The following is an 18,502-nucleotide window of genomic DNA, read 5'->3' on the forward strand; positions in this document are numbered from 1 at the left end:
CAATTTAAACCTTTTTTATCTTCTGGATAATTTCAGTTATTTACTACTTGCTTATCTCGGAAAGTGACAGAAGAGGGGTAAATAAGAGCGCATCTACATTGGGGTACAAGAGGTGCGATCGCACTTTATTGTTTATCGATGGACTGCAACATTGCCAATAAGCAAATCGACCTTAGCAACGAGCGTGTAGCCAGTGCCCAAGCCAACCTCAATGACCAACCTGAGATTGAGAAAAATGCAACTCAGGAGCAGAAAATCACCCAAGGCACAGAAACCCAAAACTTTCAAGCTGGTGAATCTAGGCGCAGACGCGGCGCTGCAATAGATTTGTTTGAGACTAGTGAAAAAGCGGGTAAACCAATAAGCATGGAGGAAGCTGAGAAATCGCGAGTTAGTCCAGACTTGGCACTTCCCCAAAAAAATCGACATTAACCAAATGCCTGAATTGAAACTCAAGCTGGGAGAAAATATTTTTGAAGCTTACCAGCGACAACGAGAAGAAATGAAGTTGCCCTCCACTGGAGTGAAGTTACCAACTGCTACGAAGGCTGATATGCCGCCAATCGATACAACTTCCCAGGCAATCAAATCAACCGCCATTCAACCGCGTGATACTAGTAGCGGCAATCAGTTTGTAGAGGCGTTGAAAATGGCGAATCAGGGGATTGAGCAAAGGTTGGACGCTTTGAGTAGTGCGATTATCACTTTGGCTAACACGCCGCGCAGTATTTCTGTCTCTAGCGCAAACCCAATTGATGATACTGCGGACTTGATAAATAAACTTGGTCGCGGTCAGGTTATGGCTCAGGGAATGTGAAAAATTTTTCACTCTTGCTTTACTTGTTCCTGCTCTGATTCTTGTTGGATGCCTACAAATTCTCTTCTTAAATCGTCGTCAGACGGTCTTTTACGAAATTCTTCGTGGGTGTATATCCACAGCAAATAAACAATGCGCTTTGCATCATGAACCACATACATGAAGCGACATTGCCCAGCATTACCATCTAATTCTGGTGTTCTAAACTTGATTTTCCTGAATTTAAAGTCAGCTTGATGTGACCCTTTAGGAAATCCTTCATCCTCTGAAAATGAATTAGAGCTAGGATTCTCACGGAGTTTGTCTATGTAGTGTTCTACTAATTCCAGAAAAGAATCTCTAGCTCTTTCGTTTTTACGGTAGTGGCTTTTGATTAGTTTTTTGAGGCTAGTATTAAACCTCTCCAAGCGCCTCGTCTGATAAGCTTCGCAACCAGTCACGGGTTTCCTCCGGTTTTAACTCTTCACCCTGGATTGCACCTGAGTACAATTGTTCTAGGGTATCAGATAAAACCGCTTGATAGTGCGGATCTTCGCGCTCAACAGCATCCAAAATAGTTTCAACTAGTGTATTTATAGCCTTCATGCAAGACCTGAAAGCTTCTCTTTGATTAGTTACGTGCAAATATAAGAAATAAATTATTACCCGAATTTGCAGTTGCAAGTTAAACACACCTTTTGCTGGTGGTTCAAGCCAATCATACGCAAATTCTTTTAATCCCTCGCGGTCTTCAACAGAAAGATTGTTCCACTCCTGCTTAACTCTATGGGTTAATTTACGATTTTTGGCTGTTAATTGCTCAAAATTCGATGATGAACCAATCTTTCTTTGCCGGATCTGCTCAAACTCATGAGTAAAAATCACGATCGCAGTGGACACCGCTACACTCTCCTACTTTCTGCGCCTTTGGACAACACCAATTAAGAACTGTTTGACCTTGACAAACTATATTTACAGCTTTTTTACCGCGTGTATACACTATTCTACGACAATAGAGCCTGACTGTCTTCCGCAGTCAATTGGAGACGGATGTTTGATTATTTCTGTTACAGAAGCAATCAAAGCGCGATCGGCTTGTTTTGCAATTGGATAACTAGTTATCCAATCAAGTCGAGCATTCCAAACAAGGACATCGCTGCACTTGTTGAAGAATTTTTCAACCACTGCGCCTTGTTACAGCTCATCCAAAACAAGGATATGGCGACGGCGGCGATCGCTCTAAGGGCATACATTTTTGCTCGGATATTTAAGTATCCACTCTTACTAGGCAGAGCAAAGAATAGTTGAAAAATTTTCCAGCTTCTTCCCTAAGCCAGCATAAAAAACTCACTTTTATGCTGTATCGCCCTCATCTCTAGTGAGATTAGAGCAGAGCCGATAACAGCTAAGATAATGGCATTACAGCAGCAACATAGTGGCACTACAGTAGAGATATAACGACAATGCGATGACACCACAGTAGAGATATAACGTCATTATGGTGCTATTACAGTAGAGATATAACGACAATGCGGTGACACCGCAATAGAGATATACAAGTACTATAGATATAGTGGATATATCCCAGAAATACAACAATCCTGTATCCCTAGTAAGGTTAAAGGGTTTTTCTGGGCAGTAAAAGTGAATAAGCTAATTCTGGCTGTAGGGGTCGTAAGGTAATGACACAAGGCTTCATGCTCACACAAGAAACAATCTCAACACTTCAAGCACAAGTAGAGCTGTTTGAGCAATGCCTGCATTTTCCTAATGCACAACATCAGGTCAGTGCCGAACTAGCTGAAATAGCTAACACCAGAGACATTTCACAGGATGAACTTGGGCAAGTGATAGCTCAACTTCAAGAAAAACTTCATAGACTTGTCAAACTACTTAACAAAATTAGGGAAACGACCAAAGAGGAATCAACAAACCTATACTTCGTTAAATGTATTTTCCTTTTAAAAGAAATTTTAGAGACAGACTGGGATTTCTTTTTAGGAAAAGAGGGAACAGAAGCAATCAAAAGGCTAACATCAGGTGGTGTTCTTTTATATAAGGAAATCAAAAACTTAGTTGGTAGTGAAACTCCCAAAAAAGAAAGCAGCTATGTTGTAGTAGAAGCCCTAAAACATAATCTAAAGTCGCTGATTGAAGCAGGGTTGCGAGTCAATGCATTCTCCCAAGAGGAGGTTAACGCATTCGATTTAGGAGACATAACTCCTCAAGAATCAGAAACTATGTTAATCTTCCTATCAACAATGAAAAAATGGGAATCGGTTTACAAGAGACTTGCAGCATCCTGAATTCCTTAAAAAAGAAGACGTAATCCGCATACATGATGAACTCGTCAGTGAAACTGGCGAGTCATTAACCATATTAAATGAAGGTTCATTGGAATCCGCTCTTTACCAACCAGAGGCAGGTTTTGGCGAAGAATATTTCCATCCCACAATTTACGAACAGGCCTCTGCATACCTATTTCACATAGCTTGCAATCACGCTTTTGAGCAAGGTAACAAACGCACTGCTTTTGCTGCTATGGTGACTTTTTTAAATGTGAATGATTACGATATTGAAATCACAGAAGAAGAAGCTGAGAAATTAACGGTACAGGTAGTTACGCATGAAATCACCAAGGAAGAACTGCCTAATATATTGAAAAATTATATAACAAGCCTTATTTAGCACCCTTGCAATTATCTAATTGGCTTGAGTCAGTCAACGATGCCGTAGTTCTTGATCGTAAGCGCGATCGCTAATTTTTGGCTGTCTTCTTCCTCATAGGGATGTCGTCAAATCCTCATTTACCGACATCTACGCCCCACAACCTAAGACTACATCAATTTGAACGCCGCTACAGTAATTACAATCTAAAACTCCAATAACGCCGATATCATCTGTCTAAATGCTAGATATTTGACACTTGGCAACCCCCTAATCGCTGATGTTAGGCTAAAAAATTATTTCTAATATGTACTTAAAGATGTATATCAGAGGAATGAAAAACTGATGAAGGAGCGACCCATAACATCCGCCGATAAGAGCGTCGCCGCTTCGCGACGCTCCCGACAGACTGCACGCCCCGCCCTAACGCTGCTGCTCGCGATGACCTCCCTAGTCACCGCCGTTGGCATCGCCTCCCCGGCGACCGCCAACTCGGCCGACTGCCCCTCCGGCAAGTTCTGCATCTGGACGAACTCCACCTACAACGGGTCTTTTGCGTATTTCGCCAAAGGTTCTGCCAATCTGGCTAACCCGATCGGTGGATATGTGTTCAACAACAAGGTCACGTCAATCTGGAACCGGACTGGCAGCGCATGGTGTCTATACGACGGTGCGAACTACAGGACGCTGTTACTACGGCAGTCTGCGGGCGGCTACCGCGCCAACCTAGCGATCGAGCGCATCGACAACAAGACGAGTTCGCTGAAATCCTGCTGAGATGTAGTAGTTCACATGTTCAGTGAAAGTGCGATCGCCCTCATTCCCCATACCCTATACCCCAATACCCAATGATTACCCCTTCAGGATGACCTTGAAAGGGGTATTTAATTGAATAAATAATAGGTTTAATAATCTAAAAGCTATCTCAGCCAACTTCAAGGCGGTTCTAGTGGTATTTGGTTAACCGTGAGGCGTGACCTTGAAAAACGAGGGGCAATTTTTGGCGATCGCCCTCCGGTCAGGAGTCCACGATAAGCGAACCTGAAGAATTTTTCATAAACTTCAATACAAGAGCGATGCCTTCTCTACAAGACGCTCTGCGCGTTCGGCGAGCTGCGCTAACGCTTTCAATAAGGAAGAAGTTAGTCAAAAAGCGATTTGGACGAGGGCGATCGCTCTTCAAGAAACTGAAATTATCCACAAGTTATCCACATAACAGAGGTAACAATTTGGTGAGGGCGATCGCTCAAGTCTTTCGCCTACTGTATTGGATACTTAAGTGTCCAAGCGCACAGGTATGCTCTTGAAGCGATAGCTTTTGGGTAGCTGAAAAATTTTGGCTCACCTTGGGCGGTCGCAAGAAGACAACGTGTGGGCTGCCGTAGCTGTCGCGGGATTGGGGACTGAGGTCAAGGCGATCGCAAGACAGAAATGATGCAAAACTTGTCTTTTTTTTGTGCCGTTGTGGTTTACTGCTTTTTAATCTAAGCTAAAACTACAATAGTATGCTTTGTGGAAAAACGGCTTTGTTGCACTTACCTGAGTCTGAGCGTGTAATCTATGAGCGCAATCCCCTTATTCAGGTTGCGTGTCAATTGCGGTTTCCACCCATACTTAAGATTTCTCGCCAGGAACCAGTTGAGTTTCAGGATGAGATAAGGTTTCAATACCCGCTTTTCGAGAGTATGCAACCGCAGGTTCCATCTGAAATCTCCCAAGCAATTCAACAATTTGGCATACCTCTGTTAAGCGATTTATCCTATAGTTTCAAATCTGAAGACCAGAAATGGCAGTTATCTATTTCTAAGGATTTTATTACTATAAGCACATCCGCATACGAGAAGTACGAACTGTTTGAAAAACGCTTTAGAGAAGCTGTCGAGGTTTTTGAAAGAATATATAAACCATCTTTTTACACAAGGGTGGGACTTCAATATCAAGACTTGATCATTCGCTCAAAGCTAGGGCTTGAGGATAAAGATTGGTCAGACTTGATTGGAGAAAATATTGCCTCTGAGTTATACAATTCAGAGCTTGCACCCTCAATTCAGTTAATGATTAAGAATCTAATATTGAAAGCTGAACATGGTCAAGTCAATTTCAAGCACGGGTTTGTTTCTGTGAAAGAACCAGAAACAAATAAGGATGAGATTGCTTATTTACTAGATACTGATTTTTATATAGAAAAAAAAATAGAGAGAGGTGAAAATGCCTGGAACATACTTAATCAATTCAACCAATCAGCGAGAAAGCTTTTTAGATGGAGTATCACAGATACCCTCCATAACGCTATGCGACCCCAGGCAGTTAAAACTACAGAAATATAGCGAGACTTCAACAGGAATTTCTGCAAAAAACTTTGTCCTTGATAGAGAAAGTGGGAAAACGCTTGTAATACAGTATCCATCGTTTGATTTAATGATGTCGGGTTCTTCTGTGTCTTTCAGAACTGACTGGAATCGTCTTCCTCGCACCACATTAATTGCGCTACTAAAATGCTTGTTTATTCTCCAATCTCTGCCAGAATCTGCTTTGGAGGAAGCTGCTGACGAACTTAAAGGAATTGCTGATTTTTATTCCGATCGCTTTCCCCAAGCTAATCTTCCTACTATTCCAGCTAGCAGCATCAAGGGTAAATTGAAATCTGCAAAAGTTAGACCGCCTATTGTTTTAGAATCATAGCTTGTTAAATTTGGTGCATGAGAAAACAAGCTATCTACCAACTGTCAACTAAAGATGGTTCTCTAAGGCAAGGAGAGATACTGACAAATGTGATTCAGTATAACCCTGTTGTTGGTGAACTATCACTAGAGGCACAAGAATTATCTTTTGAGCAAGTTGTTCATCCTTACGCGATTCTTATTACACAAGATTGTGATTTGGATTGGGATTATAGAGCTAGACAAAGTAGTGATATTCAATCGCCAAAACTGCTAAATTCTGTGATTTTATGTGAGATTGCAACAGCGCGAGAAGTTAGAGACATAGCAGATAAAAATACTATGAATAGTACAGAGTGGAACTTTGTTAGAACTCATCGTCATGAAAGGTTTTATTTTTTTGAAACAATTCCTGTTGAATGTGAGTTAGAACAAGTAGGCTTACCTGAGCTAACGGCTGATTTTAAGAAGGTTTTTGGAATTGATGCAGCAACCTTATACCGTCAAATTAGCTTAGGAATAACAAAGCGGCGGGCAGTTTTATGTAGTCCCTACCTAGAACATTTTTCTAGGCGATATCATAGCTTTCATGGCAGAGTTGGATTGCCTTCTCAATACGAAAGCGAACGAGGAAGTTAAAGTTTTATCTTTAAGCGCGGGAAGTTGATTGAGTGGAGTAGACAAATCTAAAAATTATTTAAATCAACGATTCCACCTTATGAAAAATTTTTCACATTCTTGCAGCTACTACTTGCCCCCTTCCAATTCTGTTCATAAAGTCTGCTGCATCATCAATGGGGTTAGGTGAAGAGATACTAAGCGATCGCGGTGTGTTAGCCAATGTGATAATCGCACTATTTAAAGCATCTAACCTCTGCTCAATGCCTTGGTTTGCCATTTTCAGCGCCTCCACAAATTGATTACCTCCAGATGCCTCACGCGGCTGAATGGTGGTTGAATTTACAGCAAGAGCGGTTTTATCAATTGGCGGAATATCAACCTTACTACTAGACAATCCTGCCCCCGGTGCTGGTAACTTCATCCCCTCTCGTTGCCGTTGGTAAGCCTCAAAAACATTCTCACCAGGCTTCAGGTCAAGTTTGGGCATCTGGTTGATGTCAATCTTTTGTGGAAGTGCTAACTCTGGAGTTCGGTTTTTCTCAGCTTCTGACAAACTTATTGGTTTGCCAGCACGCTCCCCAGTTTCTACTAAATCTATTGCCGCGCCGCGTCTGCGCCTTGATTCACCAGCTTGCAGATTTAGAGCTTCCGTCCCTTGGGTAACTTTCTGTTCTTGGGTCGCATTGGCAGCAATCTCAGGTTGATCGTTAACGTTGGCTTGGGCACTGGCGACGCGCTCATTGCTGAGGTCAATTTGTTTATTGGCGATATCCAGATTAGTCTGGGCAGTTTGAATGGCGATCGGGTCTTTTTTGGTGATCGCGCCATAGCTCGTTTATTCAACTTTGACATAACTATTACATAACTCTAACAGCCTAGTCTGACCAAGGTTGAGTTGAAAATTCGTATTGTTTGATGATTCCTGAATTGAAAGCAGTGAGCGTGTAGTAAAATTTGCTCACCTCCATAAAATGGAACATGGCTGAAGACTTCTCCCATCAAAATCTCCGAGGTCGCAAATTCAAAGGTAGAAAAGACCTTGCAGGTGCAAACTTTAGCTATGCCGACATCCGAGGGGCAAACTTCAGCGGTGCTAATTTGACAGGGGCAAACTTTAACCATGCCAAAGCTGGACTGCAACGCCGTTGGGTAATTTCCCTAGTCCTTGTCTCGTGCCTGCTGTCGGGACTGTCAGGATTTTTATGGGCTGTCAATGGTTATTTGGTGTCACTAATATTTGATACTTCTTTACCAAATCAGATTCTCGCCTGGACTGCCCTAATCGTATTAATTGCCTTTTTCTTCGTCACAATTCGCCAAGGAGTAGCATCTGGTTTAGGAGCCGGAGCCGTCGCTGGAGCCGTCACCGGAGTCGTCGCTGGAGTCGTCCTCATCACCGTCGCCGGAGCCGCTGTCGTCGCCGTCGTCGCCGTCCCCTTGGTCGCCGGAGCCGCAGCTGTCATCGGAGTCGGAGCCGTCGCCGTCGCATTCGCTGGAGCCTTTGCCGGAGCCTTCGCCGTTGCCGTCGCCGGAGCCGTCGCCTTGGCTGTCGTCTTCACCATCGCCATCACCTTCGCCGTCGTCTTCGCCTTTGCCTTCACCGTCGCAAATGCCGGAGCCTTCGCCATCACCGGAGCCGTCCCTGGAGCCTTTGCCTTCACCGTCGCCGTCGCCGTTGCCGTCGCCGTTGCTGTCGCCGTCGCCGTTGCTGGAACGTTATTTAGTATCTACATCAGCTGGCGAGCTATGAAAGGAGATCAAAAGCACTCCTTGATTCGTAATATCGCGATTGCCTTTGCTGCAATAGGAGGTACAAGTTTTCGTTACGCTGACTTAACAGGTGCTGATTTCTCCCAAGCTACATTCAAAAGTACAGATTTCCGCAACACTATTCTTATCTATAGCCGTTGGCATCAAGCCAAAATGCTTGACCGTGTTCGCCCTGGCTCAACCTATCTTAAAAACCCACAAATACGTCAACTGCTGGTTACAAGACAGGGACAGGACAAAAACTTTGATGGTCAAAATCTGCGGGGTATCAACTTACAATTAGCAAATTTAGCAGATGCAAGTTTTATTGGTGCTGATCTCAGCGAAACGAATTTGCAAGATGCCGATTTGTCAAGAGCAAAACTGAAGCAAACGCAACTAGACAGCACAGATTTAACAGGTGCAACACTCACTGGAGCTTTCATTGAGGATTGGGGCATTACAAATACAACTAAATTGCATGGGGTGAAGTGTGAATATGTCTTCATGCGTTTACCCACTGCATATGACCCTGACCCCCTCCGCAAACCTGATAATAAACAAGAGGTATTTGTAGACGGTGACTTTGCCGACTTTATCAAGCCGATTTTTGACACACTCGACCTTTACCATAATCAAGGCGTTGACCCCCGCGCCATTGCCATTGCTTTCAAAAACCTCGCCGAAAACCATCCCGAAGCCGAGTTAGAAATCGTGGCAATGGAGAAACGCGGCGATGATAAAATCTTGCTCAGAGCCAAAACCGCCGCAGATAGCGATAAATCTCAACTCAGTGCAGAATATTTTGATGACTATAATCGACTCAAAGCTTTATCGCAGAGTCAGCAATTATTGCTGGTAGAAAAAGATAGTTTTATTAGTCAGTTAGTAACTACGATTCAAGTTGGACTTGGACAGTCTAAATATCATATACAAGGAAATCCTACCATGTCTGATATTAGCGGCATCAGTATTCAAGGTAGCAGTAATGTTAGCGGTATCGCTGGTAATAGTTCTGTTGCTAATCTAGGAACCATTAGCGGTAATGTGAGTATTGCTCTCAATCAGTTACCTGATGCACCAGATACCGAAAAACCGGGAATCAAAGAACTGTTGACGCAGTTACAAGAAGCAATTTCACAGTCGGCAGATTTGCCCGAAACAGACAAAGCTGATGCATTAATACAAATACAAGCTTTAGCCGAAGCTAGTAAAAATCCCCAAGAATCGACTAAGCAAAAAACGGCAAAAAATGCAGTCACCATGTTGAAAGGGATATTTTCTGGCTTACCTGCTGTTGCCTCGCTAGTAGAAGCGGGTAATAAATTATTACCTGCGATTTCTAAATTATTCGGTTTAGGGTAATTTAACGTGAGTCTCCAACGAAAGCGCACCTACGGGAAGGGCGAAAGAAAACTGCGTTTTCTTAGGAGTTCGATATCTCCGATTATGACCAATACGATTCGGTTAACATCCCCCGCCCCCACAACTTAACCACCTCCTGAAAAATTTTTCATAACCCCCAACGCAAGAGCGATCGCTCATTTCATGCCTTAATCGCTTATACTTTTGCAAATCAGGAGCATTGCTTCAGAAAATAGAGTGATAGAATCTAAGCGCGTCCGCACTCGTGCTGTCTTTGGATGACTCAACCACAAAATCCCCAGCCCCCTCAACCAGTTTCACCGCCTGCACAGACTCCTGCTCAACAACCCGTGCAGATGCAGACAAAAGCAGGTAAGTGCACAGAAAGAATCCTGAAAAGCATTTGGGAGCCTATGAATTTATTGGGTCAAAGTTTGATAGGGGATTACTGGAAAACTGTTTATCTGTCTATCCAAGATGCGATCGCTCTTTGTATTCTTCTTAAAATCCCTGACTTCATCGGAGAGAAGATTTTTCATACAAGCTTTTCTAATTTTGGTCTTTGCCTTAAAGAAAATGCTTTAGGTGCTTCACGTTATGCCTGCTTTATCATAGTGGCATCGGACTTTCTACTGTGGATCTTAATTGCAGGTCGAATAATTGGTCGATTCTGGGCAGATTGGAATGATTTAAGAAACGGTAAAAAGTAAACATGGCTCTGGAAAACCGTAGAGATATCAATTTTGATGATGCTAAAGCAGGACTGAGTTCGCTAATTAAACAAACGGCTCAAGTTGGCGCTGGTTTTCTGTTCGTGTTACTGCTAACTGGAGGTAATCCATCAGCCTTTGTCATCAGTTTGAGCGTTTGCTTGGGTACTGTATTTGTCGCTTGGAGCGAACAAAAGAGACTTACAATCTCTAAAATAGATTCTGAAAACCAAAACCTGAGTTTTCACAGTAATCCAATTAAACTCAACTTAGTTTTTGTAAACCTGATTCATGGCAATTTAAGTGGTGCTTTTCGGGTTTCTAAAAACCTGAGCAGTGCCAACCTGAGCAGTGCCAACCTGAGCCATGCCTACCTGAGCCGTGCCAACCTGAGCCGTGTCAACCTGATCGGTGCCAACCTGATCGGTGCCAACCTGAGCCGTGCCGACTTGAGCAGTGCCAACCTGATCCTTGCCAACCTGAGCCGTGCCAACCTGAGCCGTGCCGACTTGAGCAGTGCCAACCTGAGCCGTGCTTACCCGATCGATGCCGACTTGAGCAGTGCCGACTTGAGCAGTGCCAACCTGAGCCGTGCCTACCTGAGGGGTGCCAACCTGAGCAATGCCGACTTGAGCAGTGCCAACCTAAGCGATGCCGACTTGAGCAGTGCCAACCTAAGCGATGCCGACCTGATCGATGCCGACTTGAGCCGTGCCAACCTGAGCGGTGCCGATCTGAGCCGTACCTACCTGAGCGGTGCCAATCTGAGTGGCACTATTGTTACAAATGCCTTATTTGGAGACAGCATAGGGCTTACAAAGGATATGAGGTATGACCTAGAGAAACGAGGGGCAATTTTTGGCGATCGCCCCCCAGTTCGGAGTCCAAGATAAGAAACAGGAGTGAAAAATTTTTCATAATCCTTTAGGACGTAGTTTACCGCCGCTATTCCATCGTTCTTGGCTAACTGAAGCCAAGCAGATAATAGCTCTTACTGATTGCAGCGCTGGCGAATGCACTGATGATACTTTGAAGTTTGTGAAAAGTTTTTCACTATCATCCGCGTGAATTAAAAAACTTTGATCAAGTTCGGGCTATGGTAATAAAGTTTTAGTAGGAGTGTTGAGCTTGGAGTTTTCTCAAAATAGTACAATAGTACTAAAACCTGGTTGATATGGAAATACGGTTTAAATTTCATCCTGAGAAAGCTGTTGAAGTGGCATGTTTATTTTTGAAGCTTCATGGCAAACCTATGTCATATTTAGGTTTGCTCAAGTTGCTTTACATGGCAGATCGGATTGCTTTAGAGCGTTTAGAGCAGCCAATTACTGGCGACCGATATGTATCAATGAATTATGGCCCCGTCCTTAGCCGTGTCTATGATTTGATCAAGGGCTTAGATGTTCCTGGTGCCAAGGATCTATGGTCGAGGTATATTTCCTCACGCGATCCTCGCTACAAAATTTATGCTGACTATACTGTTTCTCTGCGGGAATATCCGGGAGACGATGAGCTTTCCGAGGCAGAAGTGAAAATCATTGAACAGGTCTATGCAAAATATGGACACATAGATCCTTTTGATTTAGCGGAAACAACTCATCTATTTCCAGAATGGGTAAATCCTTATGGAAGCGCTATTCCTATATCTGTTGAAGAAGTTCTCAAAAATGTAGGAAAAACTGATGAGGACATAGAGCGTATCCGCGAAGAGTTTGAAAGAGAAGATTACTTAGACTGGGTGTTGAATGGCTAGTAATATTAGTCCTATAAACCTTGGAGATGCATTCCTTTTGGACACACCGCCAAATGGAATGCATTTATATATTGCTGTTGTTGCAATAGATGAGAACAGGTATTTATTTTTAAACGCTAGCAAAAGGCATCCAAACTCGGACACGTCATGCATTCTAAAACCTGGATTAAGCGTCCCTAGCTTCATAATTCAGGAATCATTCATAGCTTATAATTTTCCTAGAGAATATAGTGAAAATGACATTTCTAGACTGATAGATTCTGGTGTGTGTCAACCAAAAGGGAAATGCTCGCCTAACATTCTGTATCAAATACAGATGGGTGGTGTGAAATCTGAGCAAATAAAAAAGAAATATAAAAGGATTATCAAAAATTTTCTTGGCATATCTGACGATTAGAAATAGAACATTTCTTTCATCCTTGAAAAATTTTCCAACATCTACAACCCTGCGCCCACGAGTTGACCCCTTGAAAAATCATTCATGATCTTGGCAGCATCATCACAGGGTTGGGAGTTTGTACGGTCAGGCTTCGCGGACTTCTAGTGACTGTAGCCATAGATTCAGCCATAAAGTTAATCAACCTGTCCAGCCTTTGCTCAGTCCACCGACATTTCCTTTAAATTCAATAAATCTGGAATTGAATTTGCGATCGCCTCTCGTGAATTAAACGCCCAAATCTTTTACCCGTGTGTTGTTCTGATTGCTGGGATTTTGGGATTGCCAACCGATGCGATCGCTCTTGCTTTAGGGCAATTTTTGACCAAGGGGCGAGAATAATGTGGCGTGGTTCCAACAATTACAGCAATGGATTAAGCAGCTATTCAAGCCCAAGAAAAAACGCCGCACAAAGCCTAAAATCATCAAGCAGTGGTATGGAAAAGACTGCGCCGTATTGCGAATTGAACGCGATACCCCAGGCGAGAGAGCAACCTACCGCATCACCTCAATCCACGGGCAATGCGATTATCTCATCACGCTTGATTATCTCCGAGAATTCCATACAGAATTGGTTGGGATTTATCCAAGGAACCCCTATCTGCATCCCAACGATGGAGTATCAACGCAATTCTGTACTCACGCATCGCTTTGCGGTCTGGCGGCTATGGCGTAATGGTACTAGCGATCCTTTGGGTATTTGGGATGTCGATCTCGAAGGCAGCGCTCAACGCGGAGCCAATTTTGCAGAACTCGCATCACGCAACGCAGTTAAAATGGTCGCGTTAAGCGCGCTTGTATTGGGACACGTGCCACAAATCCCGGATCTACATTGGGAAGCCCAGATGGGGCGAATTGATTGGCTTGTCCTGCTTGAAGAAAGAATTAGAAAGGAACTTTCAAGCCCCAATCATAATTTAAAAGCTCGCGTGATTTTGCCTGATTTGGGTTCCTGAAAAATTTTTCACGAAGGCGGATCGTTTCGCTCGACCAATCCATAAAGCAGTGATCGTACTTTCTCTTGCCAATCTGGAATCGCTTGAATTTTTTCTAAAACGGATGGTTCTATTCTCAAACTTAGCTTGGCGTCTCTCGCCTCTGCTCTGTCTGTAGTAAATTTTCCTTGATTATTTCGTATTTTTTGCATCATTCACCTCCAATTGCTTCTATTATATATTGCAGCCACGTCCCCGTGGTATAGAACTTTTGTAATGGTGAGTAACAAAATAATGCAATAAATTTATGCGAAACTCCCTTTAAATCCATGTCCCCACGGATTAAGATAGATGTATGAGGGAAAAAGTTACACCCTCAAATTAAGGAGGTGAGTAAATGAGTCAATCAGGAAACGGAAAAAAAGAAGATGTTAAGCCATCGGACATTGATATCTTCGAGAAGATTGAAAACGAAAACCCGCTAACCGAAGACCAAAGGTGGTTTAAAGAAAACCTTGGTACAGGCGAACGGGAGATCGAAGTAAATCCGCCTGAGTTAGACGGTTCCCAGGATGAACCTCAAGAAGGTTAATCCATAGAGAAAACCCCTACCCCAATAGGGGTTTTCCTGAGTTTTATGCATTCTATCAAATTTGGCGAATATGAATGACTGCACTATCATCTATCCAAGCTACTTCCGAATTTTTGAGTGTAGAGCAGGACGCTGGTTTATCAAAAATACAGAGGTTTTTATAGCGTCTGACGAAGTTAAAGATGATGACATTGCTGCGTCTTATGGTGTTACCGAACAACAGGCAGTTATCAATTTGTTTCGGATTAATGGCGGAAAAGCCGGCTTTTATTTAGCAAATTTCAGAGATAAAAAGTACCACTATTGTGGACAAAGCAGGGAAGATGTCAAAGCTAAACTGCGATCGCTTGGCATTGGCAGAGAAGATCCAATGGAATCCAGTTAAAAAAGCTTTCACTTCATCCTTCATTTTCACCAAGACCCTATGGAAAATTTTCCACAGGGTTCTGCTTTTTGGTGGTCTTGCGATCGCCTAGTATCTGCTCTTTGCGCTTATTACGAAAATCGACTAACACCCAATGCCTTGGCAAGCCCTGCTCGAAGATTTTCGGCTTCTTTCCCAGCAAAATCCTGAAACGCTAGGTAATGTATTTCCCCATCTCCTGTTGATGCTTGGAAGTGGATTCTAACTCCGTTTATTAGCATACCTGTCACGTAGTCGCCAAAATCTGCATCAAAATCGACATAAGCGATCGCATTAGTGTTGATCAGAATCCTGTTACCGTCCTTGTTGTTCGCTTCAATGAACATTGGCTTAAAAATAATTTTACGCACACAGTCTACTCGCGATCGCTCATTAACTGCACGCCATTTTTGTTCGAGATTACTTACTTCCAGCAATCATCACCGTACAATACCTTCTTGCTGCCATCGGGAAAGAAGCGGACGCACCAACCTTGGGTTCTAATCTGATATTCACGATAGGCTGTCACAGCAATGAATATAGCTAACGTCCCTAATCCTGTGGCTAGTAGAACCCGTTTCCAGCGCATATAATTCAATTGCTTTCTTTGGAGTTGTCGCGAACACCAACGTTTTAGCACTTGGGAGAGCGATCGGCAAAGCGCACACAAAATCTTCACGTAATTTTCAGTGTCTTCTCTGCAAGAGCATTACCCGCCGAAGTCATACAAAGGAGAAAGAAAAATTACAAGATTTTAGTATGCGTTCTTTATTGTTAGTTCTTAGTGTTGCATCTACAGTTACTGCATTTGCGAGTTCTGTTCTGGCTCAAAGCCAGCCAGGGCTTGAAGAAGCACTTCAAGGAAGTAACTATCCTACTGGATCAAATGAAGCGCTCTGTTACGCCAAGACAGATGCCCCAAGTACTTTTGATTTGAGTCGCCTGTGTGGTTTGATTTCTAAACCAATGCTTATCAATAACACCGCTATAACTGGTGCTAGCTACAACAGATTACCTAGCGATAGCAGCACCTATAGTGGGAATAGCTACAGGAATTTTTCTAGTGGAAGCACTTCATCTGGAGTTTGTAACGTACCTAGCGATATTGCTCGTGACAGCAGTCGTTGCGGCGGTCGAGCAGCTAGCGAAAGATGATGAGGAAAGTGAGATAAAAAACGATCGTTTTGTTTTTGTGCGGTTGTAAAACAGGAGAGCGATCGCTGCCATAAAAAATGAGTTGACCCCATGAAAAATTTTTCATAAGGTTTGCTTCAAACGTTGAAAATTTGTTATCTTTATTTTGGTTACTTTCCCCCGTCCATTGCGTCCGTTCCGAACGCCCGCAGCATATTTGGTGTTTTGACCGATAATCCCACAGTAAGTTCGTGGACGGAAAAAGGGAAAGGAACCGCGTAGCTGCTTCGGTGTTCGTTCATTCAACCTAACTTCAGGGCTAGCCTTGAAGAAGCACAAAATAGCTGTATTTTTTACAGATGTCCACTGCTTGTCGCAAATTGCTACTGCAATCTGTGATTTGAGTTGTATGCACGAACCCGGCTAGACAAAGCAGCACAAAATTAAGCTTTTAGCTACCGGAATTTTTGCAAACACTCTCTTCAAGGCAGCCTCCTAGATTAAACCCAAGGAGGTCTAAAAGGTGCAACGTTCCGTCAATTTTGTAAGCAATAGCAATAAGACCGCATTCAATGTGAATGCCCCAGGCTGTCTTGAGTCTGGGGCTTTTGCGTTTGCAGTTTCTATTTGCAGAAAAAAGCCCGGAATCTCTCCAGGCCGAAAATTAAACTCACTTTCATGATAGAGCTATGTCCATTGAAAAAAAGAACTCGCCCCCACTTCCACCGAAAAAGGGCAGAAATTCACTGTTTTGGTGGTTTCGCCAGAGGTGTAGATTTTGGCAGCCAATTTTAACAGCGATCGCAGCAATATTTTCCTTGCTGGTAACACTGCTGAAGCTTTGGCAATTATTCCATTCTTAATTGTGCTTCGCGCACATAATTAAACTTCAAAGGTGAGTAATGCCCACCTTTTTTTGTGTACTTGCGATCGTTTTCATTCTGCGTGAGGTCTTAACTGCGAAGTGTGGATCGAATATGAGGCGATCGCAACATGGATGTAAAGATTTAGTACCTATTTTCAAAACAGAGTCCATTGTGTCAGACATATTAAAAAAACGACGCAAACTAACAACTAGACATATTGAAGAACTGGCTAAATTCTTTCATATTTCACCAGCCGCTTTTTTCCCAATAAGTTGAAAAGAGAAAGTTGACTTGCGATGCTCTCACCCTTCAGCATCCTTTTCCACTTGTTACCGCATATTGCATAGACTCGGACTTGCTTGCGATCTGGACGCAATGAGCCGATGGAATAGGCGATCATTGCCCTCTCCTTCCATCAGCCAATCGAGTACAGTGACCTTCGGTTGAAGGCGCAGATTTAGTATATCTGTTTACGTTTAAATCTCCGTCAAAATCTCTATACACCAACCACCATATTTAGATTTGAGTATTTGTATGTGTCATTAGAGCCATCTGGAAGATTCTGCACTGCGGATTTCTAGAAATTAACGGCTCGTTCTAACATCAAAAACCTTCCTGAAAAATTCTTCAGGAGGGTTTTTGATTCACTTGGTACAAAACCGAGTAGCCCACCGGAGGCATCGCTTGACTACTCACTCACCTGTTTTGCTGATTTACTACGCAAGTTGCGATTAACCAGTCGCTTGTTGCTTCCCTCTGCATAGGCATTAAAACCCAACACCCAAACAACCCTGTGTAATTCTGCTGGCTTCCATCCTTCTGCGCTTGCTAAATCAAGGATTTGCTGGTGAAGCTCCTCTGGTACAGCAAAGGTTATTTTAACCATCTTCGGTGCATTTGTTTCTGGCATATCTACTTCATATACGGCTTTTTCTTCCATATTTTCACCTTAGTGCTATCCACTTGGTAGGGTTTTTCATCCTCAAGTTTGCCACACAGCATCCTAGTGGTAGTCACTAGGTAGGGTTTAAGGTACAATGCCTGTAAAAAGCAAGTTAAATTTTGTAATTGTCTACTGGTGAACCACCACCAGCAGACTTTTGCCCCCTGCAAACACAACATCGACAGGAGAGCGATCGCATTATGTCACGCCGTAAGCCAACAAAACTCGACCCTATTGCACAAAAGTTAATTGACCGACACCACGCCTCACTATTTCCCGGTGAATATGAATACGTTTCCACAGCCGCCAACCTTGTTAGGCAGCAGATAGTAATTTTTTTTGATGGCACTGGAGCGCAACCGCCAGAATTAAAAACAGTAAAAAATTGGTTTTACCAAGACTGTCCTGATTGGGCGATCGCAATTCTCTCTCGTGCAGTAATTTCCTGAAATTGGGAAACTACCCGAAAAACCAAAATCTTATTGCCCGCCATGTGCGGGTTTTTTAGTATGGATATATCCGAGGCTTAGACATAGATGATGGAGAAAAAAATTAGCATCCAAGACTGCCGATCGCTTTTACAAATCCAGTCGCGTGACACAATGACCGAGTACTTGAGATTATTTGATTTGCTCGGTTGTAGATTCATTAGCTGGAAGGAGTTTCGCCGAATTCTAGAATTGCAGGCATTTTTGGGATTGAAACCAGGATGTAACAGCAAAGCGATGTTTTTGGATCTAAGTGTTGCCGACATCCAACAAATGTTTGCCTATCACAAGATTGATATAACCGAACGCTTCTTGCAACTTCAACTCCAGCACGAACGAATGAACTCTGTAACTTTAACCGTAACTTTGGATAACGACTAATAA

At 43.1% G+C, this 18,502-nt stretch carries 29 protein-coding genes and 1 pseudogene; 20 read left to right on the forward strand and 10 right to left on the reverse strand.

Annotated elements, in window-relative coordinates:
- Window positions 1-138 precede the first annotated feature (138 nt).
- Both RM049_RS26900 and RM049_RS26905 read left to right on the forward strand, forming a co-directional pair.
- On the forward strand, window positions 139-432 hold the full coding sequence (locus RM049_RS26900; RefSeq protein ID WP_322706339.1) for a hypothetical protein: 294 nt from the start codon (window positions 139-141) through the stop codon (window positions 430-432).
- A 4-nt stretch (window positions 433-436) separates the two neighbouring features.
- A complete protein-coding gene (locus RM049_RS26905) occupies window positions 437-817 on the forward strand; it encodes a hypothetical protein (protein ID WP_322706340.1) in 381 nt (126 codons plus the stop codon).
- Between the two features lie 8 nt (window positions 818-825).
- On the opposite strand, the gene RM049_RS26910 is transcribed toward RM049_RS26905, so the two are convergent.
- The 3 genes from RM049_RS26910 to RM049_RS26920 form a co-directional block, all read right to left on the reverse strand.
- A complete protein-coding gene (locus RM049_RS26910) occupies window positions 826-1,257 on the reverse strand; it encodes a hypothetical protein (protein ID WP_322706341.1) in 432 nt (143 codons plus the stop codon).
- Window positions 1,211-1,696: a hypothetical protein gene (locus tag RM049_RS26915; RefSeq protein WP_322706342.1), complete on the reverse strand. Its 486-nt coding sequence runs from the start codon at window positions 1,694-1,696 to the stop codon at window positions 1,211-1,213. The genes RM049_RS26910 and RM049_RS26915 overlap by 47 nt, the downstream gene beginning before the upstream one ends.
- A gap of 218 nt (window positions 1,697-1,914) precedes the next feature.
- On the reverse strand, window positions 1,915-2,049 hold the full coding sequence (locus RM049_RS26920) for a hypothetical protein (RefSeq protein ID WP_322706343.1): 135 nt from the start codon (window positions 2,047-2,049) through the stop codon (window positions 1,915-1,917).
- A gap of 429 nt (window positions 2,050-2,478) precedes the next feature.
- Here RM049_RS26920 and RM049_RS26925 point away from each other — a divergent pair, with 429 nt between their 5' ends.
- The 7 genes and pseudogenes from RM049_RS26925 (at window position 2,479) to RM049_RS26955 (ending at window position 6,762) form a co-directional block, all read left to right on the forward strand.
- The gene (locus RM049_RS26925; RefSeq protein ID WP_322706344.1) at window positions 2,479-3,102 is read left to right on the forward strand and encodes a hypothetical protein; all 624 of its coding nucleotides are present in this window, start codon (window positions 2,479-2,481) and stop codon (window positions 3,100-3,102) included.
- Window positions 3,089-3,484 carry a type II toxin-antitoxin system death-on-curing family toxin gene (locus tag RM049_RS26930; protein WP_322706345.1) on the forward strand — a complete coding sequence of 132 codons (396 nt, stop codon included), beginning with the start codon at window positions 3,089-3,091 and terminating at the stop codon, window positions 3,482-3,484. The genes RM049_RS26925 and RM049_RS26930 overlap by 14 nt, the downstream gene beginning before the upstream one ends.
- A gap of 420 nt (window positions 3,485-3,904) precedes the next feature.
- A pseudogene (locus tag RM049_RS39415) lies at window positions 3,905-4,090 on the forward strand (peptidase inhibitor family I36 protein); the annotation flags it as partial.
- A gap of 449 nt (window positions 4,091-4,539) precedes the next feature.
- Window positions 4,540-4,770, forward strand: coding sequence for a hypothetical protein (locus RM049_RS26940; protein WP_322706347.1), 231 nt, complete (start codon window positions 4,540-4,542; stop codon window positions 4,768-4,770).
- A 198-nt stretch (window positions 4,771-4,968) separates the two neighbouring features.
- Complete coding sequence (locus RM049_RS26945; RefSeq protein WP_322706348.1) at window positions 4,969-5,790, forward strand: TIGR04255 family protein; 822 nt, start codon at window positions 4,969-4,971, stop codon at window positions 5,788-5,790.
- A gap of 109 nt (window positions 5,791-5,899) precedes the next feature.
- A complete protein-coding gene (locus RM049_RS26950) occupies window positions 5,900-6,145 on the forward strand; it encodes a hypothetical protein (protein WP_322706349.1) in 246 nt (81 codons plus the stop codon).
- 17 nt (window positions 6,146-6,162) lie between these two features.
- A complete protein-coding gene (locus RM049_RS26955; protein ID WP_322706350.1) occupies window positions 6,163-6,762 on the forward strand; it encodes a hypothetical protein in 600 nt (199 codons plus the stop codon).
- A 91-nt stretch (window positions 6,763-6,853) separates the two neighbouring features.
- On the opposite strand, the gene RM049_RS26960 is transcribed toward RM049_RS26955, so the two are convergent.
- A complete protein-coding gene (locus RM049_RS26960; protein WP_322706351.1) occupies window positions 6,854-7,297 on the reverse strand; it encodes a hypothetical protein in 444 nt (147 codons plus the stop codon).
- 102 nt (window positions 7,298-7,399) lie between these two features.
- Between RM049_RS26960 and RM049_RS26965 the strand changes: the two genes are divergently transcribed.
- The 5 genes from RM049_RS26965 (at window position 7,400) to RM049_RS26985 (ending at window position 12,321) form a co-directional block, all read left to right on the forward strand.
- Window positions 7,400-7,609 (forward strand): hypothetical protein, encoded by a 210-nt coding sequence (locus RM049_RS26965; RefSeq protein WP_322706352.1) that lies wholly within the window; start codon window positions 7,400-7,402, stop codon window positions 7,607-7,609.
- Between the two features lie 113 nt (window positions 7,610-7,722).
- On the forward strand, window positions 7,723-9,858 hold the full coding sequence (locus tag RM049_RS26970; protein WP_322706353.1) for a pentapeptide repeat-containing protein: 2,136 nt from the start codon (window positions 7,723-7,725) through the stop codon (window positions 9,856-9,858).
- Window positions 9,859-10,136: 278 nt separating this feature from the next.
- Window positions 10,137-10,568, forward strand: a complete 432-nt coding sequence (locus RM049_RS26975; protein ID WP_322706354.1) for a hypothetical protein — start codon at window positions 10,137-10,139, stop codon at window positions 10,566-10,568.
- A 2-nt stretch (window positions 10,569-10,570) separates the two neighbouring features.
- On the forward strand, window positions 10,571-11,461 hold the full coding sequence (locus RM049_RS26980) for a pentapeptide repeat-containing protein (protein ID WP_322706355.1): 891 nt from the start codon (window positions 10,571-10,573) through the stop codon (window positions 11,459-11,461).
- A gap of 281 nt (window positions 11,462-11,742) precedes the next feature.
- The gene (locus RM049_RS26985) at window positions 11,743-12,321 is read left to right on the forward strand and encodes a Panacea domain-containing protein (RefSeq protein ID WP_322706356.1); all 579 of its coding nucleotides are present in this window, start codon (window positions 11,743-11,745) and stop codon (window positions 12,319-12,321) included.
- Window positions 12,322-12,944: 623 nt separating this feature from the next.
- On the opposite strand, the gene RM049_RS26990 is transcribed toward RM049_RS26985, so the two are convergent.
- Window positions 12,945-13,118, reverse strand: coding sequence for a hypothetical protein (locus RM049_RS26990; RefSeq protein WP_322706357.1), 174 nt, complete (start codon window positions 13,116-13,118; stop codon window positions 12,945-12,947).
- Window positions 13,119-13,221: 103 nt separating this feature from the next.
- Between RM049_RS26990 and RM049_RS26995 the strand changes: the two genes are divergently transcribed.
- Entirely contained in the window at window positions 13,222-13,713 is a 492-nt protein-coding gene (locus tag RM049_RS26995) for a hypothetical protein (RefSeq protein ID WP_322706358.1), read from the forward strand.
- An 8-nt stretch (window positions 13,714-13,721) separates the two neighbouring features.
- Here the strand turns inward: RM049_RS26995 and RM049_RS27000 are convergent, their stop codons facing one another.
- Complete coding sequence (locus RM049_RS27000) at window positions 13,722-13,907, reverse strand: hypothetical protein (protein ID WP_322706359.1); 186 nt, start codon at window positions 13,905-13,907, stop codon at window positions 13,722-13,724.
- Between the two features lie 182 nt (window positions 13,908-14,089).
- Between RM049_RS27000 and RM049_RS27005 the strand changes: the two genes are divergently transcribed.
- Complete coding sequence (locus RM049_RS27005; protein ID WP_322706360.1) at window positions 14,090-14,284, forward strand: hypothetical protein; 195 nt, start codon at window positions 14,090-14,092, stop codon at window positions 14,282-14,284.
- Between the two features lie 70 nt (window positions 14,285-14,354).
- On the forward strand, window positions 14,355-14,669 hold the full coding sequence (locus RM049_RS27010) for a hypothetical protein (protein ID WP_322706361.1): 315 nt from the start codon (window positions 14,355-14,357) through the stop codon (window positions 14,667-14,669).
- A 110-nt stretch (window positions 14,670-14,779) separates the two neighbouring features.
- On the opposite strand, the gene RM049_RS27015 is transcribed toward RM049_RS27010, so the two are convergent.
- Both RM049_RS27015 and RM049_RS27020 read right to left on the reverse strand, forming a co-directional pair.
- Complete coding sequence (locus RM049_RS27015) at window positions 14,780-15,124, reverse strand: hypothetical protein (RefSeq protein WP_322706362.1); 345 nt, start codon at window positions 15,122-15,124, stop codon at window positions 14,780-14,782.
- Window positions 15,112-15,276: a hypothetical protein gene (locus RM049_RS27020; protein WP_322706363.1), complete on the reverse strand. Its 165-nt coding sequence runs from the start codon at window positions 15,274-15,276 to the stop codon at window positions 15,112-15,114. Before RM049_RS27020 ends, RM049_RS27015 begins: the two co-directional genes overlap by 13 nt.
- 170 nt (window positions 15,277-15,446) lie before the next feature.
- Between RM049_RS27020 and RM049_RS27025 the strand changes: the two genes are divergently transcribed.
- Entirely contained in the window at window positions 15,447-15,842 is a 396-nt protein-coding gene (locus RM049_RS27025; protein ID WP_322706364.1) for a hypothetical protein, read from the forward strand.
- A gap of 1,074 nt (window positions 15,843-16,916) precedes the next feature.
- On the opposite strand, the gene RM049_RS27030 is transcribed toward RM049_RS27025, so the two are convergent.
- Both RM049_RS27030 and RM049_RS27035 read right to left on the reverse strand, forming a co-directional pair.
- Window positions 16,917-17,087, reverse strand: a complete 171-nt coding sequence (locus RM049_RS27030; RefSeq protein ID WP_322706365.1) for a hypothetical protein — start codon at window positions 17,085-17,087, stop codon at window positions 16,917-16,919.
- A gap of 288 nt (window positions 17,088-17,375) precedes the next feature.
- Window positions 17,376-17,627 carry a hypothetical protein gene (locus tag RM049_RS27035; RefSeq protein ID WP_322706366.1) on the reverse strand — a complete coding sequence of 84 codons (252 nt, stop codon included), beginning with the start codon at window positions 17,625-17,627 and terminating at the stop codon, window positions 17,376-17,378.
- Between the two features lie 128 nt (window positions 17,628-17,755).
- Between RM049_RS27035 and RM049_RS27040 the strand changes: the two genes are divergently transcribed.
- Together RM049_RS27040 and RM049_RS27045 are read left to right on the forward strand one after the other, a co-directional pair.
- Complete coding sequence (locus RM049_RS27040; protein WP_322706367.1) at window positions 17,756-18,079, forward strand: hypothetical protein; 324 nt, start codon at window positions 17,756-17,758, stop codon at window positions 18,077-18,079.
- Between the two features lie 87 nt (window positions 18,080-18,166).
- Complete coding sequence (locus RM049_RS27045; RefSeq protein ID WP_322706368.1) at window positions 18,167-18,499, forward strand: hypothetical protein; 333 nt, start codon at window positions 18,167-18,169, stop codon at window positions 18,497-18,499.
- Window positions 18,500-18,502 lie beyond the last annotated feature (3 nt).

The organism is Nostoc sp. DedQUE04 (assembly GCF_034530995.1).
Classification (GTDB): Bacteria; Cyanobacteriota; Cyanobacteriia; order Cyanobacteriales; family Nostocaceae; genus Nostoc.